We start from the raw sequence: 22,947 nt of genomic DNA on the forward strand, positions 1-22,947 counted from the left end.
CAAAAATCCCATGTCGATCACTCCAAATCCCCCCAACCAAAACCGTCGGGGAAGTGTGTTCACATGGGTCAATTCTCAGTGACAATTTATGGGGCTACCGGGTCAGTTCTCAGTGACAATCAACAGCCCGAACTCAGCGCGTCCGGGTTGGGCAGCGGAATATAGATCGTCGCATTGCCCGATAGCTGCCGGAAGGACAGACCGTTTTGAAAACCAAGCTCCGCCAGATCGAAGGTCCGCGCGATCAGCCCCTCTTGGACCTGCTCTGTGGGGGGGGTCGCCGCATCCTCACCCGGGGCCGTTTGAGCGTGAACTTGAAACGGCGCCAGGGCCGCCAACAAACCGATTGCGGGATACTTCATGGATAGGCTTTCTTAAATTTTTTCAGCGGCACTGCGGGCATCGGCCAGAGCCGTTTCAATTATACGAATGTCATCGGTCGACAAGGGCGCAGAGGATTCATCGGCATCTTCAGCCACGCGCAGCCCCTTGCGCAGGCGATCTTCGATCTCGGCATATTCCAGCATCGCGGCATTGCCAGCCAGATCGTGCAGCATGCGGTGGACCTTGCGCGCCTTGGTCTCGCGCGGGTCGGCGCCATCCGTCTCGCGCAGCGCATCGGCCACGGCCTGCAACCGCTCCGGCATCCCTTCGATGAAGCGCTTTCGCGTCGCGGCGACGCGTTGTTCATATGTCTCGGTAGGTGCCACAGATCGTCCTTCGTACCCGCCCGCAAAGAAGCCCAGATAGCTCGTTTAGATTATTGTTCGAAACCTGTCAGAATTATGGCGCAATGGGCGATTTTCTAAGTTTTTAAGCGTGAATGCCCAAAATTTGAGCCGTTGAATTTAGGCAGCCGCCGCGCTGCCCGGCAAATGCGCAGCCCGCCTCACTAGCCGGCGCCTTCAGACCAAATGGAAGACGGGCGCGACATGCCGCGCCCGCCTTCTCCGATCAGCTTTCCAGCGCCGCAAGAACCGCATCGCCGGTAATCGGCAGATGACGCACCCGCGCCCCGGTGGCGTTGAAGATCGCATTGGCAATCGCCGGGGCGATGACCGTGGTGCCCGGCTCTCCAAGACCCACGGGCACTTCCGTGCTCTCGACGAAAGCGACCTCGATCTGAGGCACATCGACCATCCGCAGCGGCGTGTAAGACCCAAGGTTCAGGTCGACGACATTGCCGTCTTCGATCCGCGTGCCCTCATGCAGAGCCATGGACAGACCCCAAAGCGCCGCGCCCTCGCATTGCGCGCGCGCGCCGTCGGGGTCGACCACAGTGCCGCAATCGAAGGCCAGCCACATCTTCTCGACCGCGACGTCACCAGTTTCGGCATCCACCGCCAGTTTCACGGCGGCGGCGGTCCAAGTCGGCATGGTGCGCGATTGGCCAAAGGTGGTGGCGATCCCGATTGCCGTGCCCTCGGGCAACTCCGTCTGGCCATAGCCTGACATCTCGGCCACGCGCTGCAAAACAGCCGCTTGCCGCGATGCCCCGCCCACCGCATTGGGGGCGGAACCTGCGTTGAGACCCTCGGCCTTCAGGTGATCCAGACGGAACTGCAACGGATCGGCGCCGACTTTATGCGCCGCCTCATCCATGAAGCTTTCAACGGCGAAGTTGGTCCAGCCCGGCCCGACCGAGCGCAGCCACCCGGGGCGGAAGGTTGCATTGGCCAGATCGTTCGAGATCGCCCGCACGCGATGCGCCCCGACCGAATACCAGTGATCCGCGCCGTCGATGGCGAAGGGGTCATAGGGTTCTTCGTTGACGCCCTTGGGCATGAAGCCCGGTGCCATCACCTGCGTCGGCCAACCGGCAGCGGCGTGATGCTCCATCCCGGTGATGGCTTTGCCCTCATCGAAAGCCATGCGCAGCTTTTGCACCGAAGGCGAGCGGATGCTGTCGAACTGGGCGTCTTCCTCGCGGGAGAAGACCAGCTTCACCGGCTTGCCCACGGCCTTGGAGGCGAGCGCGGCGGGCACGATGTAGTCGCCGTTCAAACGCCGGCCAAAGCCACCGCCCAGCATATAGCTGCGCATCACGATCTTGTCGGCGGGCACCTCCAGCGCGGCGGCCAGCGTCGGCAGGATCAGTGATTGCCACTGGTTGCCTGCATGGGTCTCCCAAACGCCATCGGCGTTTTGGAAGACGGTCGCGTTCACCGGCTCCATCTGGAAGTGCAGCACGGATTGCGTGGTGTATTCGGCCTCCAGCGTCTCGGCGGCGGCATCGAAAGCGGCGCGGGTCTCAGGCTGCTCGGTATGCAGGATCGACCCGGCATCGCTGTCGATCAATTCGCGAGAGCGGGCTTGGATATCGTCTTCTGAGACATCCGCCGTCTCGCCCGCCGTCCAATCGACGCTGATCTCATAGGTGGCCATCCGCGCGGCATGGAGCGTCTTGCCCAGCACCACGACCCAGCCCGGCACCGTGCCCGAGGGATCGTCCAGCACCACAGTCTCAAGATAGCCTTTGACCTCTTTCGCGGCACTGTCATCGACTGAATTGACCTTGGAGCCATAGCGCGTCGGCGGCAGCATCGGCACGCCATAGACCATGCCATCGACCTTGGCATCCAGACCATAGATCGCCTGCCCCGTGGTTTTCGTATCCAGATCAAGCGGATGCACGTCCTGCCCCACGAGCCGCAGATCGGCGTGAGGTTTCAGCGGCAGGGCCGCCAGTTCGTCTTCGGTAAAGCTGCGGTCGAGCCCTTCGGCCACCAGATCGCCGTAGCTGATGCTCTGCGTGCCATCGGTCACGGCCCCGTCGCGCGCAGTCAGACCGGCGGGATCGACGCCCCATTTGGCCGCCGCCGCTTCGATCAGCGCGGTGCGCCCGGCGCGCCCGCCTGACGGTAGACCGGCCAGCTTTGCCAGATCGACCAGCTGCCGCCGGTGACCATCAGGCCCCATTTCTCAGCCGTGTCGACATGGGTGATATGCACATTTTCCCAAGCGACTTCCAGCTCATCGGCCAGAATGCGGGCGATGGCGGTGCCGACGTGCTGACCCATCTCGGCGCGGATGATGTTGACGTTGACCTGACCTTCGGCGTCGATCCAGTACCACATCGACGGCTCAAAGGGCTGGCCATTGGGCGCGATCGGCGTGCCATCGGGCACGGCAGGGTTCATCGCGGCATTCGACGCCTGCGGGAAGCCAAAGGCAACGCCCGCGGCGGTCATCGACACCAGAAACCCGCGGCGGGTCATCTGCGGTTGCGCGTCGGAGCCTTTCAGGCGGGACATCAGATTAGCCATTGTCGGAGCCTCCCATTGCGGTTGCGGCGTCGCGCACGGCTTGGCGGATGCGCGGATAGGTCATGCAGCGGCAAAGGTTGCCGGTCATCACCGCGTCGATGTCTTCGTCACTGGGGTTGGGCGTGTCTTTCAACAAAGACGCCGCCTGCATGATCTGGCCCGACTGGCAGTAACCGCATTGCGGTACGCGCAGGTTGCGCCATGCTTCTTGAACCGGGTGCTTGCCCTCTTCGTCCAGCCCTTCGATCGTGGTGACCGACAGGCCCTCTACGTCTCCCAGATAGGTGATGCAAGACCGTGTCGCGGTGCCGTCGATATGCACGGTGCAAGCGCCGCATGCGCCGATGCCGCAGCCGAATTTCGTGCCGGTGAGGCCGATCTCATCACGGATCGCCCACAATAGGGGCATGTCCGGGTCTGCGTCGACAGAGATCTGCCGCCCGTTCAATTCGAATTTTATCATGAAGTGGTTGTCCCTTGGGGTATGCTTTGCCTGAGGGGAGCGCGCGTATAGCTGCCCTGATTTGAGGGGCTGTACATAGGTCCAATGGCTGGGGATGACAGCGCAAGACTGCCCTGATCACGCAATTGTCAGAAAGCTCGCGCGCGGCGCGGTCAGACGTGCTGACCGCCGTTCACCTCGATCTCGGTCCCCGAGACATAGGAGCTTTCCGCGCTGCACAGGAAATAGATCGCCCGCGCGACCTCATCAGGCTGGCCGAGGCGGCGCATGGGGATGTCGCGCACGATCTTGTCGGTGCCTTCGCTGAGGATCGCCGTCTCAACCTCACCCGGGGCGATTGCGTTCACCCGCACGCCGAGGGGGCCGAAATCATGGGCCATCTCGCGCGTCAGCGCCGCCAGCGCCGCCTTTGAGGTCGCATAGGCCGCCCCGGCAAAGGGATGCACCCGCGACCCGGCGATGGAGGTGACATTCACCACCGACCCACGCCCGGCAGAAAGCTCATCCTGAAGCCCGCGCGCCAGAACCACGGAGGCGAAGAAATTCACATGAAACACCTCGCCCCATGTCCGCAGATCGGTGTCGAGCGTGCTGAGCCGCGCGCCATCCTCGCCCTTGGGCGAGACGCCCGCGTTGTTCACCAGAGCGTGCAAAGGGTTACCGCCCAAAAGCCTTTTGACCTGCGCGACCGCCTCTATCGTCTGGTTCGGATCGCTGAGATCGACCTGCACATGGTCCTCCGCCCCACCGGGCCAAGGGCATTCGGGCGAGAACGCCTGCCGCGAGCAGCCGATCACCCGCCAGCCCTTGTCGGCGAAAGCCTTGGCCGTGGCATGGCCGATGCCCCGGCTGGCACCGGTCAGCAGCAGCGTCTTTTGATCGTGATCCACAGGTTTCATCATCTGATCCATCTTAGGCGCAGCGGCTGAGGTAGCGCCCTAATCGGTCGCCGCCAGCGCGCGTTCATAGTCCTGCCCCGGAATAGCGTCGAGCAGGCTGCGCGTATAGGCGGTATCGGGGTCGTGCAGCACTTTGCTGACCGGCCCGGCCTCAACGATCTGGCCCTTTTGCATCACGATGATCCGGTCGCAGATCCGCGCCGCGACGCGCAGGTCGTGGGTGATGAAGAGCATCGACAGATGCAGCCGGTTTTTCAACTCGGCCAGCAGGTCAAGCACCTGCGCCTGAATGGAGACGTCGAGGGCCGAGACGGCCTCATCCGCGATGATGATCGACGGGTCCAGCGCCAATGCGCGGGCGATGCCGATCCGCTGCCGTTGCCCGCCCGAGAACTCATGCGGGAAACGTTTCATCGCGCTTTCGTCCAGCCCGACCAGTTCCAGCAACTCGCGCGCCTTGGCCTTGGCCTCCTTATCCGGCGTGCCATAGGCGATGAGCCCCTCGGTCAGGATGCGCGACACCCGCGCGCGCGGGTTGAGTGACGAAAACGGGTCTTGAAAGATCATCTGCAACTTGCGCCGCTGCGCCCGCAGTTCTGGTCCCGACATCTCGGCGATGTCGACGCCGTCCATCAGGACGCGCCCCCCATCGGGATCAAGCAGCCGCACCAAACAGCGCCCGACGGTGGATTTGCCCGAGCCGGACTCCCCCACAATGCCGATGGTTTCGCCTGCATAAAGCTCGAAACTCACGTCCTGCACGGCCTTCACCACCCGACGCTTGCCAAAGAGCGTGCCAGAGCCGGTGGAGAAGGTCTTTTGCAGGCCTTCGACCTTCAATAGCGGGGTGCGTTCGACCTCTGCCGCAGCTTCGGTCTTGGTCAGCCGGGGGATCGCGTCGATAAGGGCGCGGGTATAGGGGTGCTGGGGCTTCAGCAGCACCTCTTGGGCCGGGCCAGCCTCGACGATCTCCCCCTTTTTCATGACGATCACCCGGTCGGCAATATCGGCCACCACGCCAAAGTCATGGGTGATGAAGATCACCGCCATGCCACGCTTGCGCCGCAGGTCTTCGATCAGCTTGAGGATCTGCGCCTGCGTGGTCACATCGAGCGCAGTGGTCGGCTCATCCGCGATCAGGATGTCAGGCTCCAGCGCCAAGGCCATCGCGATCATCACCCGCTGCCGCTGCCCGCCCGAAAGCTGGAAAGGATAGGCCCGGATCGCCGCTTCGGGGTCGGGAATACCCACCTCCTCCAACAGCTTGAGCGCCCGGGCGCGGCGCTCGGCCCCGGTGAGCGCGCCGTGGGCTTCGAAAACCTCGGCGATTTGCGCGCCGATCCGCATCAGCGGGTTTAATGCGCTCAGGGGCTCTTGAAAGATCATCGAAATGCGGCTGCCGCGCAGTTTCAACATCTCTTTCTCAGACAGCCCAAGGATTGCCTGCCCGTCAAAGGTGATGCTGCCCTTGTCGGGCAGAACCCCCTGCGGCAACAGCCCCATCACCGCATTGGCCGACATGGATTTGCCCGACCCGCTTTCGCCCACGATGCAAAGGATCTCCCCCGGGGCGAGGTCAAAGTTGATGTCCTTCGCGGCATAGAGCCGATCCGCCCCCATGGGCAGCGCGATAGACAGGTCACGGATGCTAAGCAGGGTCATTCGGATTTCCTCGTCAATCGCGGGTTCAGCGCGTCGTTCAGACCTTCGCCAATCAAGTTCAACGCCAGCACGGTCAACAGGATCGCCATGCCCGGCAGGAAGGACAGCCACCATGCGGTGCGGATCACGGTGCGCGCAGCCCCGATCATATAGCCCCAAGACATGATGTTCGGATCGCCCAGCCCCAGAAAGGACAGCGAGCTTTCCAGCAGGATCGCCTGCGCCACCATGAGCGAGGCCAGCACGATGATCGGCGGCAGTGCGTTGGGCAGGATGTGGCGGGTGATGATCTGAAGGTTGCCGAGGCCCGACAGGCTCGCCGCCTCGACGAACTCACGGGTTCTGAGCGACAGCACCTCGCCCCGCACCAGACGCGCGACCGGGGGCCATGACACGATGGAAATCGCGATGATCACAAAGGTCAGGCTGGGCTGGAAGATCGCCAAGAGCACGATGGCGAGCGCAAAGCTCGGGATGGTCTGAAAGAACTCGGTAAAGCGCATGAGCGCGTCGTCGATCCGGCCTGCGAAATACCCCGCCACAGCCCCCACCGGCACGCCGATGGCCAGCGCCACAATGGTCGAGACCAGCCCGACCAGCAGGCTCACATAAGCGCCATGGGCAAGCCCCGCCATGACATCGCGGCCAAGCGCATCGGTGCCCAGAAGCAGCCCGTCTTGGGTGAAAGGCGGCAGGAAGGGGCGCTGCACCATTTTCCACGGGCTCTGCGGAAAGAGGATGGGCGCGAGGATGGCGGCGGCTATGACGAAGGTCAGGATGACCAAGCCGATTACCGCGCCACGGTTATAGCTGAAACGTTTCCAAAAACTCATCATGTCGTCAGCCTTATCCGCGGATCAACAATGACATAGATGACATCCGTGATCAGGTTGAACAGCAGCACCATGGCCGCCGAGATGTAGAAGACCCCGAGGATCACGTTGTAGTCCCGCTGGTTGATCGCCTCGAACATCAGCCGCCCAATGCCGGGCCATGCAAAGACGGTCTCGGTCAGGATGGCCCCGCCAAAGATTTGCCCGGCCTGAAGCCCGGCCAGCGTGATCACCGGCAAGAGCGCATTGCGCAGGATATGCCGCCGCTGGATCACGCCGCGGTTCAGCCCCTTGGCGCGGGCGGTTTTCACGAAGTCCAGCCGCGAGACTTCGAGCATCGAGGCCCGCGTCATGCGCATGTAGATCGCCGTGAAGAACAGCCCCAGCGTCGAGGCCGGCAAGATCAGATGTTTCGCCACATCTAACACATGGGCGAGGCCGGTATAGCCCGCACCGATGGTGGAATAGCCAAAGCCCGGCAACCATTCGAGCCAGACCGAGAACACCAGAGTCGCCATCAGCGCCACCCAAAAGAGCGGGGTTGCATAGAACAGCAGCGCGAAGGTCGAGATGATCGTGTCACCCCATTGCCCCTGCCGGGCAGAGGCCGCGACACCGGCGGTCACGCCCAGCACCAGCGACAGCACGAAGGCCACGCCGGTCAGCAAAAGCGTCGCGGGCAGGCGGTCGCCGATCATCTCGGCCACCGGCATCTGCTGGCGGAAGGAATAGCCAAGGTCGAGCTGCACCGCGCCTTTGATGTAAATCCACAACTGCATGTAGAGCGGCTGGTCCAAGCCGAAACGCGCCCGCAGGTCTGCAAGAAATTTCTCGTCCGCCGCCCCGGCTTCGCCCGCCATGACCGCCGCAGGGTCACCCGGTGCCGCATGGATCAGCAGGAAATTGAAGACAAGGATCGCCAGCAGGATAAACACTGCCTTGACCAACCTGCCCAATATGAAACGTATCACGCTATCCGCCCCGTGTTGTTCTGATAGATGCCCGAGCCGCCGCGGCGGCTTGGGCCATGAGCGTTGTCGCTCTTGTTACTTATCGAGCCATACGTCGCGGAAACCGTCGTTCACGCCAAAGGCGGTGTTGACCGGGTTCTTCACGTCGCAGCGGTAGATGGTGGGGAAGCCCAGCTCCAGAAGCCAGATGTTCGGCACATCCTCGACGATCGCGTCTTGGATCTCCTTATAGGCGGCCTTGCGCTCTTCCGGGCTGGCCATCAGGGCCGCTTCGGCAAAGAGCTTGTCGGTCTCGGGGTTTTGGTAGTTCGCTACATTGTTCCAAGGCGAACCGGGGGCGGCATTGTCGCCCATATAGGTCCGCGAAACGCCAAGCGCCGGATCGCCGTATTGGTAGAGATAGGTAAAGGCGAGGTCGAAGTCGCGGTCGGCAACCTTCTGGTTCCAGCCCGCCACATCCGAGGGCACGATCTCGGACTTCATGCCGATCTCGCTCAGGTTCTGTTTGACCGCCTCGGCCCAGCGCTGCCAAGTCTCACCGTAAGGCAGGCCCAAGATGCGAATGGTTTCGCCGTCATAGCTGCTCTCTTCCAGCAGGTCTTTGGCCTTTTCCGGATCATAGGAGATATCCGGCGTGTCGCCGTCATAGAAACGGGTGGAGGAGGACAGCGGGCCGGTCGAAACCTTGCCCAGACCGTTCCACAGCGCGTCCTTGGCGAACTGGCGGTCGACGCCATGCATGATCGCCTTGCGCACCTTCACATCGTCGAGCGGCTTGTTGTCGTTGTTCACCCACATCCAAGACAGCGGACCGAAATATTCCCAGCCCTTGTCGGTGATGCAGGTGTTTTCCATCGCCTGAATGCGCGCCACGTCGAAATTTTCGACCGAGCCGCCGGGCAGCACGTCGACCTTGCCGGTCTCATAGGCCACGGCGCGGGAGGCGGCGTCGGGGATCACATGGTAATAGACTTCGTCAACGTAGGGCTTCCCCTCCATATAGTAGTCTTCGTTCTTCACCAGATGGATGAAGCTGCCTTTCTCCCATTTGTCGAACTTGAAGGGGCCGGTGCCGATGGGCGTGTTGTTCGCCTCGTTATTGGCGTAATCCGTACCTTCATAGATGTGCTTTGGGATCATCGGCGCGGTGCCCGCCTCAAAGATGCCGATGAAGGGGCCGAAGGGCTGTTTGAGGTTGAAGACAACCGTGTGGTCATCAGGCGTCTCGATGCTTTCGACATGTTCCATATAGGTGCGCATCCGCGAGTGGCTCTCGCGCAGGAACTTATCCATGGAGAATTCGACATCCTCCGAAGTGAAGGGCTCACCGTCATGGAACACCACGCCCTCGCGCAGCTTGAAGGTATAGGTCCTGCCGTCTTCGGAAATCTCCCATGATTCAGCCAACTGCCCTTCGGGCTGGAGGTCGAAATCATAGCGCAGCAGGCTTTCGTAGATATCGCCGCCGACCATCTGCGTCGGGCCGTTCTGCACAAGCCCGATCATCAGGCTGGGCGGCTCGGGCTGGATCACGACGTTAAGCGTGCCGCCGGACTTCGGCTCACCATCCTGCGCGGCCAAAGGCCCGGCCAGCGCCAGCGCCAAAACGGCTGCGGTTAATTTAGTGGTTTTTAGCATGTAAATCCCCATTGGTTTTGCTGAAACTCGCCCAAGGGCAGCGTCCGATCTGACGTCGGCTTCTTGCAGTCGCTTGGGTGGTCGCCGCGCGATTGGCGGCGTCTTGATGGCTCATTCACCTGTGGTGAATGATTGGATGTATCTTATGATCCCCTCCTTTGCGTCATCGATGTCTGCGCGCATTTCCGCAGCTGCGGCTGCGGGATCGCGATTCTCACAGGCTGCAATAATTGCCTGATGATGTCGAACCAGCCCCATCTGCTCTTGCGCATAGTACCCGGCGATTAGCGGCCCCATGCGGAGCCATAGCCCGCTGAGGATGGCCAGCAGGATCGGCATCTCTGCCGCCTCTACCAGCGCGAAATGGAACTCTTGATTATACTTCACCGCCTGCGGCCAGCGCCCGGCCACCGCTGCGGCCTCGTTCCGCTCCACGATCTTTTTCAGGCGGCGGATTTCCTTGGGGCCGACCACCTCAGCGGCGTGGCCTGCGGCAAATCCCTCCAGCTCGCGCCGGATGCTCGCGATTTCAAGATACTGCGCCTCTCTCAGCACCGGCACGCGCACATCGCGCACGCTGCGCTGGACCAAAGCCTCATCCCGCAAGAGCCGCTGCACCGCGTCGCGGACCGGGGTCGAACTGGTACCCAACCGCTCTGCCAAGCCGCGAATGGTGACCTTTTCATTCGGGCGAAGCCTGCCTTCCACCAAGTCCTGACAGACCCGATCATAAATCGCATCGCCCAATGAAACTTGATTGATCTCGGCCATCGCGCCCTCATCCTTACTGGCCGACTTGCTGCCAGTTTTGATGCATGATGCATCATTTCTATTGAGCCTGCAAATTAAAACTGCAATGCTCCGCCGCAACGACATCAGACCACAGGGAATGTGATGAAAGTCTTTTTCGACGAACGCCAGCTTGGCCATGCGCCGACACATTATTTTCGGCGCGGCGCGGCGATGCCGCATCAAGAACAGCCACAACGTGCTGAAATTCTACGCGATATGTTAATCGGCGAAGGGTTTGAGATCAGCAAACCCAAAGACCACGGGCTTGCGCCGATCAAGGCGGTGCACAACCCTGACTACGTCGATTTCCTGCCCGATGCCCATGCCCGTTTCGTCGAAAGCGCGGGGCCGGATGCGCTGGCCATTCCCACCATGCACCCCGGCGTGCGGCGCGGGAAAGAGCCCAAGGACATTCACGGTCAATTGGGTTGGTGGATGACCGACACTTCGACCCCGCTGACCGAAGGGTCATGGGATGCAGCCTATTGGTCCGCCCAAACCGCCATTGAGACGGCCCAAACGGTGGCGACAGGCGCCCGCGCGGCCTATGCGCTCTGCCGTCCGCCCGGCCACCATGCGATGCGCGATTGCTCGAACGGTTTTTGCTTTTTCAACAACGCCTGTATCGCGGCAGAGCGCCTGACCCAGACCTTCAAGAAGGTCGCGCTGATCGACATCGACGTGCACACCGGCAATGGCTCGCTCGACATCCTCTATGAACGCGGCGACATCTTCTTTTGCTCGCTGCATCCCGATCCGGCCACCTACCCCACCTTCTATCTCGGCCATGCCGATGAGACGGGCGAAGGCGACGGGGCGGGCAAATCGCTGAACCTGCTGCTGGAGCAGGGTGCGAGCCAAGATGAGGTGCTGGCCCTGCTCGACAAGGGCATTGCCGCGATCCGCGATTTCGGGGCCGAGGCGCTGGTCGTCTCGCTGGGCTTTGACATGGCCGCCGACGATCCGCTGGCTGCCGTGAAGGTCTATCCCGACGGCTTTGCCGAAATGGCCCGGCGCTTGGCGGCGCTGAACCTTCCCACCGCATTGATCCAAGAGGGCGGCTACCTTGGCCCCTCCCTTGCCGATAACGCAAAATCATTTCTCACGACATTCCGCGAGGCCACAGCATGAGCAAGACACCCCAAGATATGAATGGCGCGGAAAGCGTTGTGCGCAGCCTGCATGCGGGCGGGGTGGAGGTCTGTTTCGCCAATCCCGGCACCTCCGAAATGCAATTCGTCGACGCGCTGGACCGCACCAAACTGATGCGCTGCGTTCTGGGCCTGTTCGAGGGGGTGGTGACCGGCGCCGCCGATGGCTATGCGCGCATGGCCGGCAAACCAGCGGTGACCCTGCTGCACCTTGCCCCCGGTTTCGCCAATGCCGCCGCCAACCTGCACAACGCCCGCAAGGCGCGGGTGCCGATGGTCAACCTTGTGGGCGATCACGCGCTGCGGCACCAGAAATACGACGCCCCCCTGTCGGCGGATGTCGAAGGCGCCTGTGCGCCCTTCAGCGATTGGGTACGTTCGGGTCGTGACGCGGGCAGCTTTGCCGCCGATGCGATGACCGCCCTCGCGGTCGCCCAAGGCAAGCCGGGCAAGGTCGCCACGCTGATCGCGCCCGCCGACATCGGCTGGGACGCGGGCGGCCAGATGGCCGAGGTCGTGCCCCCCGCGGCCCCTGCCCCGCTGGACGAAGCCGCGCTTGATGCCGCGGTCAAAGCCTTGGAAAGTGGTGAGAAGACCGTGCTTCTGGTCGGCAGCGGTGTGCTGGAGAACCAAAAGGCGATGGCCCTGCTGCACGGCATCGCGGAAAAGACCGGCGCCGATATCCTCGCCCCGACCTCGAACCGCCGGTTGGAGCGCGGACAGGGGCGGTTTGCCGTCAACAAAATCCCCTATCCGATCAACGCGGCGCTCGAATGCCTTGCCCCCTACCGCCGCGCCATCCTGATCGAGACGCCGCCGCCGGTCGCCTTTTTCGCCTACCCCGAAAAGCCGAGCCTGCTGTTGCCGGTCGATTGCCATAACGTGACGCTCGCCGCCGTCGATGCGGATGGCGCCACCGCACTGGCCGCTGTGGCGGACCGTATCGGTGCGAAACCCGCCACCCCGCGCGACCACGCGCGGCCCGCGGCACCACAGGCGGGCGGCATCAGCCTGCAAAACCTCGGCGCGGCCTTGGCCAATGCGCTGCCCGAAGACGCAATCGTGGTGGATGAGGCCGTGTCCTCCGGCGGGGCGACTTTCCCGGCGGGCGACAGTGCCGCGCCGAACACTTGGCTCGCGCTGACCGGCGGGTCGATCGGCATTGGCATTCCCCTTTCCGCCGGGGCCGCCATCGCCTGCCCCGACCGCCCGGTGATCACGCTGCAAGCCGATGGTTCGGCCATGTACACCATTCAGGCGCTCTGGACCCAAGCGCGCGAGAATTCCAACGTCACCACCATCATTCTGGCCAATCAGTCCTATGAGATCCTCAAGGGCGAGTTGCACAACGTCGGCGCCCAACCCGGCCCCGACGCGCTGAGCATGCTGAACCTCGACCGCCCGCAATTGGATTTTGTGGCCATGGCCAAGGGCATGGGCGTGCCGGGCAAACGGGTCGAAGACATTGCCGAGTTGATGCGCACCATCGAAGAGGCCGCGAAAGAGCCCGGCCCCTTCCTCATCGAAGCGATGCTGTAACCCCGAAAGGACACGCCATGCCCCTTGATCCAGACCTCAAGTCTCGCATCCTTCAGGCTGTCGAAGACGGATTTGCCGAACAGGTAAGTTTTACCCAAAAGCTCGTGCAAATGCCCTCCCTGCGCGGCCATGAACATGCGATCCAAGACCTGCTGTTTCGCAGCCTGCAAAGCCGTGGCTACGCGATGGACCGTTTCAAGATGGACCGCGCCGCGATTGAGGCGCATCCCGGCGGGTCGAAATACTCGGACGATCATTCCGACGCGCCCATCGTCGTGGGCATCCACCGCCCGCGCGATGAGCGGGGCCGCTCGCTGATCCTGCAATCGCATCTCGACGTGGTGCCCGAGGGGCTGCACGACATGTGGGACGATCCGCCCTTTTCGGCCAAGATTGACGGCGATTGGATGTATGGCCGGGGCGCGGGCGATATGAAGGCAGGGGCGGCTGCGAATATCTTTGCGCTCGACGCGCTGCGCCGCATCGGGCTGCAACCGGCGGCGACCGTCTATGTGCAATCCGTGGTCGAGGAGGAATCCACTGGCAACGGCGCTTTGCAGACTTTCCTGCAAGGCTACACCGCCGATGCGGTCTTCATCCCCGAACCCGAAGAGGAAATGCTGGTCCGCGCCAACACCGGCGTCATCTGGTTTCAGGTGCAGTTGCGCGGCGTGCCGGTCCATGTGCGCGAAATGGGCGAAGGGGCCAATGCCATTGATGCTGCCACCCGCGTCATCACAGCCCTGCGCGAGATGGAGGAGGAGTGGAACGCCGAGAAAGGCGAGCACCCGCATTTCGAAGACGAGGCCCATCCGATCAACCTCAACATCGGCAAGATCGAAGGCGGCGATTGGGCCTCATCAGTGCCGTCATGGTGCAACATCGATTGCCGCGTTTCCATCTATCCGGGCCGCAGCGCCGAGGATGCCGCGCGGGAGATCACCGAGCGGGTCAAAGCCTTCGCCCAAAGCGACAGCTTCCTGTCGAACAACCCGCCCAAGGTGGTCTTCAACGGTTTCTACGCCGAAGGCTATGTGCTGGAGCCGGGCAGCGAGGCTGAAACCGTGTTGGAACGCGCCCATGAAGAGGCCATCGGCGCGCCGCTGCAATCCTTCATGACGGCGGGCTACCTCGATACGCGGGTTTATGCGCTTTACAACAAGATCCCCGCGCTCTGCTACGGGCCAAGATCGCGCAACATTCACGGGATCAACGAATCCGTCAGCCTCAGTTCGGTCAAGAAGATCACCCAAGCCATGGCGCTCTTCATCGCCGAATGGTGCGGGACCGAAGGCACCTACCCATGACCGAGGCCGGGATCACGCTCCACGGCGGCCTGCCCCCGTTTCTCAGCGGTGTGCTGGTGGAAGAGACCGGGACCCAGACCGACCTGCTGGCACAAGACCCGCCCGCCTTTGACGCGGCCCGCGCGGCGGAGGTTGCGCTGCGTTTCTATGGTATCTCGGGGCAGATCGAACCGCTTGCCGCTGAAAAAGACGCGAATTTTCTGATCACCCTGACCACGGGCGAGCAGGCGCTCCTAAAGGTCACTAATGCCGCCGAAGACCGGGCGGTGACCGACATGCAGACCGCGGCACTGATGCATCTGGCCGCCGCCGATCCCGAACTGCCCGTGCAACGCATCTGCGCCAGCCTAAACGGCAAAGCTGCCGAGGTCGCCACCGCCGCCGATGGGCAGCCCCATGTCGTTCGCCTGATGTCCTTCCTCGGCGGCACCGTGCTCAGCAATGCGACCCCGCAGCCGGGCCTCTACCGCGCCTTGGGCGATTTTCACGCGCGGGTCACCCTTGGGCTGCGCGGCTTCTTTCACCCCGCGGGCGGGCATTTCCTGCAATGGGACATCAAACAAGCGGGCCACCTGCGCCCCCTTTTGGCGGATGTGCAGGACGCCGCGCTGCGCCAGCAGTTGCAGCATAGGCTTGACCAGTTTGACGCGGAAACCGCCCCGCGATTGCCGCATCTGCGGGCACAGATCGTGCATAATGACTTCAACCCCCATAACATTCTGGTCGACGCGCCACAGGCGCAGCATCCCGTCGGGTTGATCGACTTCGGCGATATGGTGCATACGCCGCTGGCCTGTGATTTGGCGGTGGCCTGCTCCTATCAACTCGGCCAAGGCACGGATCCGCTGGGTGCCATTTGCGAGATGGTCGCGGGCTTCGCCACACGGCTGCCGCTGGAGGCCGAAGAGGTCGCGCTTCTGCCCAGTCTGATCCGCCTGCGCCATGCCACCACCTTGGCAATCGGCGCCTCCCGCGCGCGGCGCTATCCTGAGAATGCCCCCTATATCCTGCGCAACGCCGCCGCTTCGCAACGCGGGCTGGCCGCGCTCGACCATGTGGGCGACGCCGCCGCGATCAAATCCCTGCACCATGCTGCGGGAACGGAGTGACCGATGACCATGATCAACGCCTATGACAGCGCCCAAGCCGAGGCCCTCAGCCCCGCAGACCGCGCCCTGATCGACCGCCGCGCCAAAGCGCTCGGCCCCGCCTACCGGCTGTTCTACGACCAGCCGCTGCATATCACGCGCAGCGAGGGTGTCTGGCTTTGGGATAAGGACGGGCGCAGATATCTCGATGCTTACAACAACGTCGCATCGGTCGGCCATTGCCACCCCCGCGTGGTCGAGGCGATCACCCAGCAGTTGGGCGTGCTGAACACCCACACCCGCTATCTACATGAAAACGTTGTCACTTACGCCGAACGGCTGCTCGCTACCATGCCCGAGGCGCTTGGTCATGTCATGTTCACCTGCACCGGGTCCGAGGCGAATGACATCGCCCTGCGCATCGCCCGCAGCTATACCCGGCGCGAGGGCGTCATCGTGACCCGGCTTGCCTATCACGGGCTGACCGAAGCGGTGGCCGAACTCTCCCCCTCTCTGGGCGAATTCACCCCGCGCAGCCCGCGCATCCGGCTGATCGACGCGCCCGACACGCTGCGCATCCCCGAGGCGCAGCAGGGCGCTAAACTCGCCGCCGATCTGGGCCAAGCGATTGCCGAGATGCGCGCCGATGGGATCGAGCCTGCGGCCTTCATCGTCGATACGATCTTTTCCAGTGACGGGCTGCATCCCGATCCGGCGGGGTTCCTGCAACCAGCTGTCGATCTGATCCGCGCCGAAGGGGGGCTTTTCATCGCTGACGAAGTGCAGCCCGGCTTTGCCCGCACCGGCGATGCCTTCTGGGGGTTCGAGCGCCACGGGCTGGTGCCTGACATGGTCACGATGGGCAAGCCGATGGGCAATGGCTTCCCCCTTTCCGGCACCGCGATGCGGCCAGAGCTGGTGCAAGAATTTGGCGAAAAGGCGCGGTATTTCAACACCTTTGGCGGCAATCCCGTGGCCGCCGCCGCGGGCATGGCGGTGCTCGACGTGATCGCGGATGAGGGATTGCAGGACAATGGCACAGCCGTTGGCGGCTACCTCAAGAGCGGCTTGCAAGACATCGCGAGCCGCTACCCCGAGATCGGCCATGTGCGCGGCGCGGGGCTGTTTCTGGCGGTCGAATGCGTCACCGCGCGCGAGACCAACGCCCCCGATGCCGCCCGCGCCAAATTCGTGGTCAACCATCTGCGCCAGAATGGCGTCTTGATCAGCGCCACCGGGCCGGGGGCCAATGTGCTGAAAATCCGCCCCCCGCTTGTCTTGCAGCAGGCCGAGGCGACCCTGTTCCTCGACGCGACAGAAGCCGCCTTCGCCGCCGCGCGGGCCGAGGGGGGTTAACCCTGCGGCCCTACTGCGCCTCGCGCAGAGACCGCTCCCGCGCGCGGGCCTCGGTCAGCCATTCCGGGTCCATCTGCGGGACCGATGTCAGCAGCCGCTTGGTATAGGCCTGCTTTGGATCGCCGAAGATCTCATCACGCCCGCCCTGCTCCACGATCTGGCCATTCTTAAGCACGATCACCTTATGGGCAATCGCCTCAACCGTGGCCAAGTCATGGGTGATGAACATGAAGGTCAGGTCCAGCTCGGTCTGCAAACGCACCAAAAGCCGCAGGATCCCTTCGGCCACCAATTGGTCCAGCGCGCTGGTGACCTCGTCACAGATGATGAACTCCGGCTCGGCTGCCAGCGCCCGCGCGATGCCCACGCGCTGCTTCTGCCCGCCCGAGAGTTCGCTGGGTTTGCGGTCAAGGAAAGCGCGGTCGAGGTCGACCAGATCCATCAGTTCCGCCACCCGCGCCTGAAGCTCTTGCCCCCTGCGGCCCGTGAACTTGCGCACCGGGCGGGCCAAAATCTCGCGGATACTGTGGCGCGGGTTCAGCGAGGTATCCGCCGATTGATAGATCATCTGGATATTGCGCAGCGTCTCAGCCCCGCGTTTGGCCAGTTGCGGCTCAAGCGGCGCGTCGTTCCAGAAAAACTGCCCGGCGACGGGGGGCAACAGCCCTGCGATGACCCGGGCGAGGGTTGATTTACCCGACCCGCTTTCTCCGACGACGGCAGTGGTCTGGCCGCGCGGAAAGGTGAAGTTGAGGTTGTCCAGCACCGTCATCGGCCCATAGGCCGCCGAAACCCCCTCGCAGCGGATCAGCGCCGGAGCCTCCCCCGCCTTAGCGTCCGGGCGGCGGAAGGAGCGCACGGCCCAGAGCGAGCGGGTATAGTCCTCTTGCGGGGCGTCGAGCATGGTCTTGGTCGGCGCGGTCTCCACCGCCGCGCCATCCTTCATCACGCAGATGCGGTCGGCCATCTGGCTCACCACCGCCAGATCATGGGTGATATAGATCGCCGCCGTGTCATATTGCTCGACGATATCGCGGATCGCGCCCAGCACTTCGATCTGGGTGGTCACGTCCAAAGCGGTCGTCGGCTCGTCAAAGATGATCAGGTCGGGGCGACAGGCCATGGCCATCGCCGTCATCGCCCGCTGCAACTGGCCGCCCGACACTTGGTGCGGGTAGCGAAAGCCGATCTCTTCGGGGTTGGGCAATTGCATCTGACGGTAGAGCGCGACGGCGTCCTGCTCTGCCGCCGCGCGGCCCGAGACACCGTGTAGACGCGGCGCTTCGGTATATTGGTCGATCAGCGTCTTGGCGGGGTTAAAGCTTGCCGCCGCAGACTGGGCGACATAGGCGATGCGCTTGCCATGCAACCGGCGCAATTGCCCGCGCCCCATGCCGATCAATTCGGTGCCGTCGAATTCGACGCTGCCCCCGGCAAAGCGCACCCCGTCGCGGACATAGCCCATCGCCGCCAAGCCAGCGGAGCTTTTGCCCGCCCCGCTCTCGCCGACAAGACCCAGCACTTCACCCCGGTCCAGTTCCAGATCGAGCCCTTTGATGATCACATTGGGCCGCGCGCGGCTGCCTGCCTCAAGCCGGAGACCGCGAATGTTCAGAAGATTTCCCATAAGCTTGGCCCCTGCTTGGTTAACTTTTCAGACCGCTGGCGCGGTGCAGCATCCAATCGACGATCAGGTTGATCGCAACGGTCAACAAGGCGATGGCGGCCGCCGGGATCAGCGGCGTGATATCGCCAAAGCTGATCAGGGTGGCGTTCTCCTTTACCATCGATCCCCAATCCGCCGTGGGCGGCTGAATCCCGATGCCAAGAAAGGACAGCGCCGCGATAAAGAGAAACACAAAGCAAAAGCGCACGCCAAATTCAGCGATCAGGGTGGACCAAATGTTGGGCAATATCTCGCGCCGCAGCAGCCACGGCGTGCGCTCTCCGCGCAGCTTGGCGGCCTCGACAAAATCAAGCCCGACGACATTCATCGCCGCCGCGCGCGACAGGCGATAGACCGGCGCCACATAGATCACCGCGATCACCCCGACCATATTGGGGATCGAGGGGCCGACAATGGCCAAGAGCATCAGCGCCAAGATCAGCGGCGGCACGGCCATCAACACATCGACGAGCCGCGACAGGACTTCATCCAGCCAGCCGCCTTTGAGCGCGGCCAGCATCCCCAGCGTGGCCCCGACCGAAAAGGAAATGGCCGTGGTCAGCAGCGCCAGCCCAACCGTATTGCGCGCGCCAAAGATCATGCGTGACAGCATATCGCGGCCCAGATTGTCGGTGCCGAGCGGATGCGCGCCACTCCACGGCAGATAGGCGTCGCCCACCACCTCCGTCTCGCCATAGGGCGCGATCCACGGGGCGAAAAGTCCGGTGATCGCCACGAGGACCAGCACCACCATGCCAAAGATCGCCGAAGGAGGCGCGGATTTCAGCAAAGATTTCATCGTTATCTCCCGTGCCGCAGACGCGGGTTGGACATGATCGAGATGATGTCGGCCAGAACGTTCAGCGTGATATAGACAGCGGCAAAGAACAGCCCCACCGCCTGCACCACCGGGAAATCCCGGCTGGAAACCGCATCGACCAGTAACTGGCCCAGACCGGGGTAGGAAAAGACGACCTCAACCACCACCACGCCGACCACCAGATAGGCAAGGTTCAGCGCCACCACATTGACGATCGGCGCCAGCGCGTTGGGCAGCGCGTGTTGCAGAATGATGCGCCAGCGCGGCACGCCCTTGAGGCGGGCCATCTCGATATAGGGCGAGGCCAGCACGTTGATGATGGCCGCCCGCGTCATCCGCATCATATGCGCCACGACCACAAGAATAAGCGTCAGCGCGGGCAGAAAGCTGCGATAGAGCGCGTCCCACAGCCCCGTGGCGCTGTCGATCCGTGCCAGCGTCGGAAAGACGCCCGCCTTGATCGACAGAAACAGGATCAGGACATAGCCTACGAAAAACTCGGGCATGGAGATGGCGGAAAGCGCGGTCAGGTTGACGCCGCGGTCAAACAGCGTGTTGCGCCACAGCGCCGCCAGCAGCCCAAGGATCACCGCCAGCGGGGCGGCGATAACGGCGGCATAGACGGCCAGAAACATGGTATTGGCAAGCCGCGGGCCCAAAAGCTCAGACACCTCGCGCCCCGAAGCCAAAGAGGTGCCGAAATCACCGCGCAGCACACCGCCAAGCCAATCGAAATACCGAAGATGCGCAGGCTGATCGAGGCCAAGCTCGGCGCGAAAGGCCGCGAGGGTCGATTCAGTCGCCGATTGGCCAAGGATCTGCTGCGCCAGATCACCGGGCAAAAGTTCGATGCCAACGAACATGAGGGCGGATACGACAAAGAGGGTCAGAATGCCGAGGGACACTCGGCCGATAACAAGCTTCTGAAGCCGGGACATTTTAAGGTTTTCTCCGGCCCGGGGCGGGCCATTGGTGCGGGAAACGGACGGCCCTTGGGGGCCGCCCGCGTGAAGCTGTGGCTTAGGACATCCACCAGCGTTCGATGAAGCGCTGGCTGTCGAGATCCCACATCTCGGACACTTCCTCGGGCATCTGAACGCTTTCGCTCATGGCCGAGACATATTGACCAAAGGCCGGGATCAGCGCGCCGCCCTGCTCTTTCACGATCTTCTGCATCTCGCCGTACATCTCGGCGCGGCGGGTCTGGTCCAGCTCAGGCCGGGCCTGCAACAGCAGCTCATTGAAGCGCTCGTTGTCCCATTTGGTCTCGTTCCACTCCGCATCGGCGGCATAGCCGGTCGAGAACATGAGGTCAGGCGTCGGACGGCCACCCCAATAGGAACAGCAGAAGGGCTTTTGCAGCCAGACGTTCGACCAATAGCCGTCATCCGGCTCGCGCTTCACTTCGATGTTCAAGCCAGCAGGCCGCGCGCTTTCGGCAAAGAGCACAGAGGCATCCACCGCCCCGTTGAACGCTGCATCCGAGGTCGAGAGCGTCACGTCGAGGCTTTCCAGCCCCGCCTGTTTCAGATGGTACTTCGCCCGCTCCGGATCATAGGTGATCTGCTCCAGATCGTCGTTGTAATAGGGCATGGAGCGCGAGATTGGTTGGTCGTTGCCCACGGTGCCATAGCCACGCAGAACCTTTTCGATCATGTCTTCGCGGTTGATGCCGTATTTCAGCGCCATCCGCACGTTCAGATCATCGAAGGGCGCCGTGTTGGTCTGCATCGGCATGATGTAATGCAGCGTGCCGTCTTGGGTGTGGATCTTCACGTTGGGCGCGCGGCCCAGAAGGTTGATGGTTTTGAGGTCGGGCCGGTCGATCAGGTCGACCTCACCGGTCATCAGCGCGTTCATCCGGGCCGCCGGGTCGCCGACTTTCAGGATCACGACCTTGTCGAAATGCGCGCGGCCTTCTTTCCAGTAGTCATCGCGGCGCGAGAGTTCGACCCGCACGCCCGGCTCGAAGACATCGATCACATAGCCGCCGGTGCCGATGCGGCTGTTGGGGTCAATCGTGCCATCGCCCGTGTCTTGGCGAATGCCGAGGTGGTAATCATTGAAGATGAACGGGAAGTCCGCGTTGCCCGCGGCCAGTTCAAAGATCACGACCTTATCGCCATCGGCGCGGATATCGGTGATCTGCTCAAGCAGCGGTTTGATACCGGATTTGGACTCGGGCCCCATGTGGTGACGGATCGAAGCGATCACGTCATTCGCCGTGGCCGTCTTGCCGTCCGAGAATTGCGCATTGTCGCGCAGGCGGAAGGTCCATGTGGCCGCATCGCTGCTGGCCTCAAAGCTCTCGGCAAGGTCGGGCTGGGCGGTGCCATCGGGGGCGATTTCGGTCAATGTGTTGAAGACCGCATAGCCGCTGGCGAACATGAAGTCATTGTTGAAGGTCGCAGGATCAAGGCTGTCGGAAGTGGAGCCTTGGGTAAAGCCCACCCGCAGGGTGCCGCCCTTCTTGGGTTGCGCCTGTGCCCGCGCTCCGCGTGGCAGGATCAGCCCTGCCCCCACGGCGGCGGCGGTCCCGGCTAGAAAGCTGCGACGGCTCGGGCCGGTTTGACGGTTTGTGAAATTGGTCATTGTATCCCCCTTTGTTTGTTTTCTTGCTCGAACGCTCTGACAAAGCGCTCGGCGTCTTGCAGCGGTGCCGCGTCATTGGCCGCCGCACTCGCACTGGCATGGGCGCTTTGCCCAGCCGCAGGCGCTGTCGAAACACGCGGCCAAAGGATGGCGCGCGCCCCTCTGCGCTGCGATCCGTCGCGGCATTTCGCCCGCCGCAACGATCTTGGCCATAGGCATAGCCGGTTCCGACACCGGGGTATAGATACCCCGGTCGCCTGTCGCGAAGTTACGTTACGGCTAGTGATGTTTTACGGGAAGATCAAGATGTTGAGGGGTGGCGGGTGGGGCAGCTCAGCCGCCACCCCCTGCTGCGTGCCCTGAAAACCTTTGGTTGGTCGGCGCATAAAGCCGCCGCAAAATTCCTTTGGCTTTGGTCGTCTGCGCACCCCAGGCAGTGTCGACAGCCTCGCAAATGCCAGTGACTGTAAGGTTCGTCGCGCGGGCGGTCGATGGTCACCCTGCGCCCGCCGACGGCATAGCCTCCGAAATGCGCGGGCTTCGCGCCGCGCCCGGGTGCAGAAACAGGCGCTCCAAGGATGCGCCCCCAATCCACGCCTCCGACGAAAATTAACCGAGCGGGCCGCGGGGGGTGAGGTTGACCGTTACAGAAACCTTTCGGGTAACCGCCGGTTATCCCCCTGCGATCCGGCTCAAAGGAATAATGTGATGACGCCCCGCAAAGCTACGCCGCATGGTGCCAAAGGCGTGGACAATCCAATTGGTTTGAAAATTTTAATCCCCCTCGCTGCCCTGAGCCTGCTCGCCGCTTGCGACGACCTGCGGTTCCCTCGGGATGTGGAAGAAACCCTCGAAACCGTTCTTTCCGAGCAGAAAATGACCGTGGCGGTATCGGAAAACCCGC

General features: G+C 62.8%; 21 protein-coding genes. 6 read left to right on the forward strand and 15 right to left on the reverse strand.

The window, feature by feature from the left end:
• Positions 1-119 precede the first annotated feature (119 nt).
• The 11 genes from FCK22_RS16790 to FCK22_RS16835 all read right to left on the reverse strand — a co-directional run bounded on the left by FCK22_RS16790 (position 120) and on the right by FCK22_RS16835 (position 10,662).
• Positions 120-362, reverse strand: coding sequence for a hypothetical protein (locus FCK22_RS16790; RefSeq protein ID WP_136720679.1), 243 nt, complete (start codon positions 360-362; stop codon positions 120-122).
• Positions 363-374: 12 nt separating this feature from the next.
• Complete coding sequence (locus FCK22_RS16795; protein ID WP_067268078.1) at positions 375-710, reverse strand: Hpt domain-containing protein; 336 nt, start codon at positions 708-710, stop codon at positions 375-377.
• 244 nt (positions 711-954) lie between these two features.
• The gene (locus FCK22_RS16800) at positions 955-2,919 is read right to left on the reverse strand and encodes a molybdopterin cofactor-binding domain-containing protein (RefSeq protein WP_248646574.1); all 1,965 of its coding nucleotides are present in this window, start codon (positions 2,917-2,919) and stop codon (positions 955-957) included.
• A complete protein-coding gene (locus FCK22_RS19400; protein ID WP_248646576.1) occupies positions 2,829-3,254 on the reverse strand; it encodes a molybdopterin cofactor-binding domain-containing protein in 426 nt (141 codons plus the stop codon). The genes FCK22_RS16800 and FCK22_RS19400 overlap by 91 nt, the downstream gene beginning before the upstream one ends.
• A 4-nt stretch (positions 3,255-3,258) precedes the next feature.
• Entirely contained in the window at positions 3,259-3,729 is a 471-nt protein-coding gene (locus tag FCK22_RS16805; RefSeq protein ID WP_067268082.1) for a (2Fe-2S)-binding protein, read from the reverse strand.
• 152 nt (positions 3,730-3,881) lie between these two features.
• The gene (locus FCK22_RS16810) at positions 3,882-4,631 is read right to left on the reverse strand and encodes an SDR family oxidoreductase (RefSeq protein WP_231886447.1); all 750 of its coding nucleotides are present in this window, start codon (positions 4,629-4,631) and stop codon (positions 3,882-3,884) included.
• 36 nt (positions 4,632-4,667) lie between these two features.
• Positions 4,668-6,290 (reverse strand): ABC transporter ATP-binding protein, encoded by a 1,623-nt coding sequence (locus tag FCK22_RS16815; protein ID WP_067268085.1) that lies wholly within the window; start codon positions 6,288-6,290, stop codon positions 4,668-4,670.
• Positions 6,287-7,126 carry an ABC transporter permease gene (locus FCK22_RS16820; RefSeq protein WP_082852163.1) on the reverse strand — a complete coding sequence of 280 codons (840 nt, stop codon included), beginning with the start codon at positions 7,124-7,126 and terminating at the stop codon, positions 6,287-6,289. The genes FCK22_RS16815 and FCK22_RS16820 overlap by 4 nt, the downstream gene beginning before the upstream one ends.
• Positions 7,123-8,094 carry an ABC transporter permease gene (locus FCK22_RS16825; RefSeq protein ID WP_067268087.1) on the reverse strand — a complete coding sequence of 324 codons (972 nt, stop codon included), beginning with the start codon at positions 8,092-8,094 and terminating at the stop codon, positions 7,123-7,125. The genes FCK22_RS16820 and FCK22_RS16825 overlap by 4 nt, the downstream gene beginning before the upstream one ends.
• A gap of 75 nt (positions 8,095-8,169) precedes the next feature.
• Positions 8,170-9,744 carry an ABC transporter substrate-binding protein gene (locus FCK22_RS16830; RefSeq protein ID WP_067268089.1) on the reverse strand — a complete coding sequence of 525 codons (1,575 nt, stop codon included), beginning with the start codon at positions 9,742-9,744 and terminating at the stop codon, positions 8,170-8,172.
• Positions 9,745-9,843: 99 nt separating this feature from the next.
• Positions 9,844-10,662 (reverse strand): GntR family transcriptional regulator, encoded by an 819-nt coding sequence (locus FCK22_RS16835; protein ID WP_067268091.1) that lies wholly within the window; start codon positions 10,660-10,662, stop codon positions 9,844-9,846.
• On the opposite strand from FCK22_RS16835, the gene FCK22_RS16840 reads away from it, so the two are divergent.
• Genes FCK22_RS16840 through FCK22_RS16860 form a run of 5 tightly spaced genes read left to right on the forward strand, consistent with a single transcriptional unit; the run spans position 10,627 to position 16,965 of the window.
• A complete protein-coding gene (locus tag FCK22_RS16840) occupies positions 10,627-11,655 on the forward strand; it encodes a histone deacetylase family protein (RefSeq protein ID WP_067268092.1) in 1,029 nt (342 codons plus the stop codon). The genes FCK22_RS16835 and FCK22_RS16840 overlap by 36 nt on opposite strands.
• Positions 11,652-13,214, forward strand: coding sequence for an acetolactate synthase large subunit (locus FCK22_RS16845; protein ID WP_067268094.1), 1,563 nt, complete (start codon positions 11,652-11,654; stop codon positions 13,212-13,214). Before FCK22_RS16840 ends, FCK22_RS16845 begins: the two co-directional genes overlap by 4 nt.
• A 17-nt stretch (positions 13,215-13,231) precedes the next feature.
• A complete protein-coding gene (locus tag FCK22_RS16850; RefSeq protein WP_067268095.1) occupies positions 13,232-14,521 on the forward strand; it encodes an ArgE/DapE family deacylase in 1,290 nt (429 codons plus the stop codon).
• The gene (locus FCK22_RS16855; protein ID WP_067268097.1) at positions 14,518-15,630 is read left to right on the forward strand and encodes a phosphotransferase; all 1,113 of its coding nucleotides are present in this window, start codon (positions 14,518-14,520) and stop codon (positions 15,628-15,630) included. Before FCK22_RS16850 ends, FCK22_RS16855 begins: the two co-directional genes overlap by 4 nt.
• 3 nt (positions 15,631-15,633) lie before the next feature.
• The gene (locus FCK22_RS16860) at positions 15,634-16,965 is read left to right on the forward strand and encodes an aspartate aminotransferase family protein (RefSeq protein ID WP_067268099.1); all 1,332 of its coding nucleotides are present in this window, start codon (positions 15,634-15,636) and stop codon (positions 16,963-16,965) included.
• 10 nt (positions 16,966-16,975) lie between these two features.
• On the opposite strand, the gene FCK22_RS16865 is transcribed toward FCK22_RS16860, so the two are convergent.
• The 4 genes from FCK22_RS16865 to FCK22_RS16880 all read right to left on the reverse strand — a co-directional run bounded on the left by FCK22_RS16865 (position 16,976) and on the right by FCK22_RS16880 (position 22,043).
• Entirely contained in the window at positions 16,976-18,592 is a 1,617-nt protein-coding gene (locus FCK22_RS16865) for an ABC transporter ATP-binding protein (protein ID WP_067268101.1), read from the reverse strand.
• 19 nt (positions 18,593-18,611) lie between these two features.
• Complete coding sequence (locus FCK22_RS16870; protein ID WP_082852164.1) at positions 18,612-19,430, reverse strand: ABC transporter permease; 819 nt, start codon at positions 19,428-19,430, stop codon at positions 18,612-18,614.
• A gap of 2 nt (positions 19,431-19,432) precedes the next feature.
• Positions 19,433-20,389, reverse strand: coding sequence for an ABC transporter permease (locus FCK22_RS16875; RefSeq protein WP_067268104.1), 957 nt, complete (start codon positions 20,387-20,389; stop codon positions 19,433-19,435).
• 82 nt (positions 20,390-20,471) lie between these two features.
• Entirely contained in the window at positions 20,472-22,043 is a 1,572-nt protein-coding gene (locus FCK22_RS16880) for an ABC transporter substrate-binding protein (protein WP_067268106.1), read from the reverse strand.
• A gap of 708 nt (positions 22,044-22,751) precedes the next feature.
• Between FCK22_RS16880 and FCK22_RS16885 the strand changes: the two genes are divergently transcribed.
• A partial coding sequence (locus FCK22_RS16885) for a hypothetical protein (protein WP_136720680.1) occupies positions 22,752-22,947 on the forward strand: 196 nt, incomplete at its 3' end.

Source organism: Sulfitobacter sp. 15WGC (assembly GCF_005068605.1).
GTDB lineage: Bacteria > Pseudomonadota > Alphaproteobacteria > Rhodobacterales > Rhodobacteraceae > Sulfitobacter > Sulfitobacter faviae.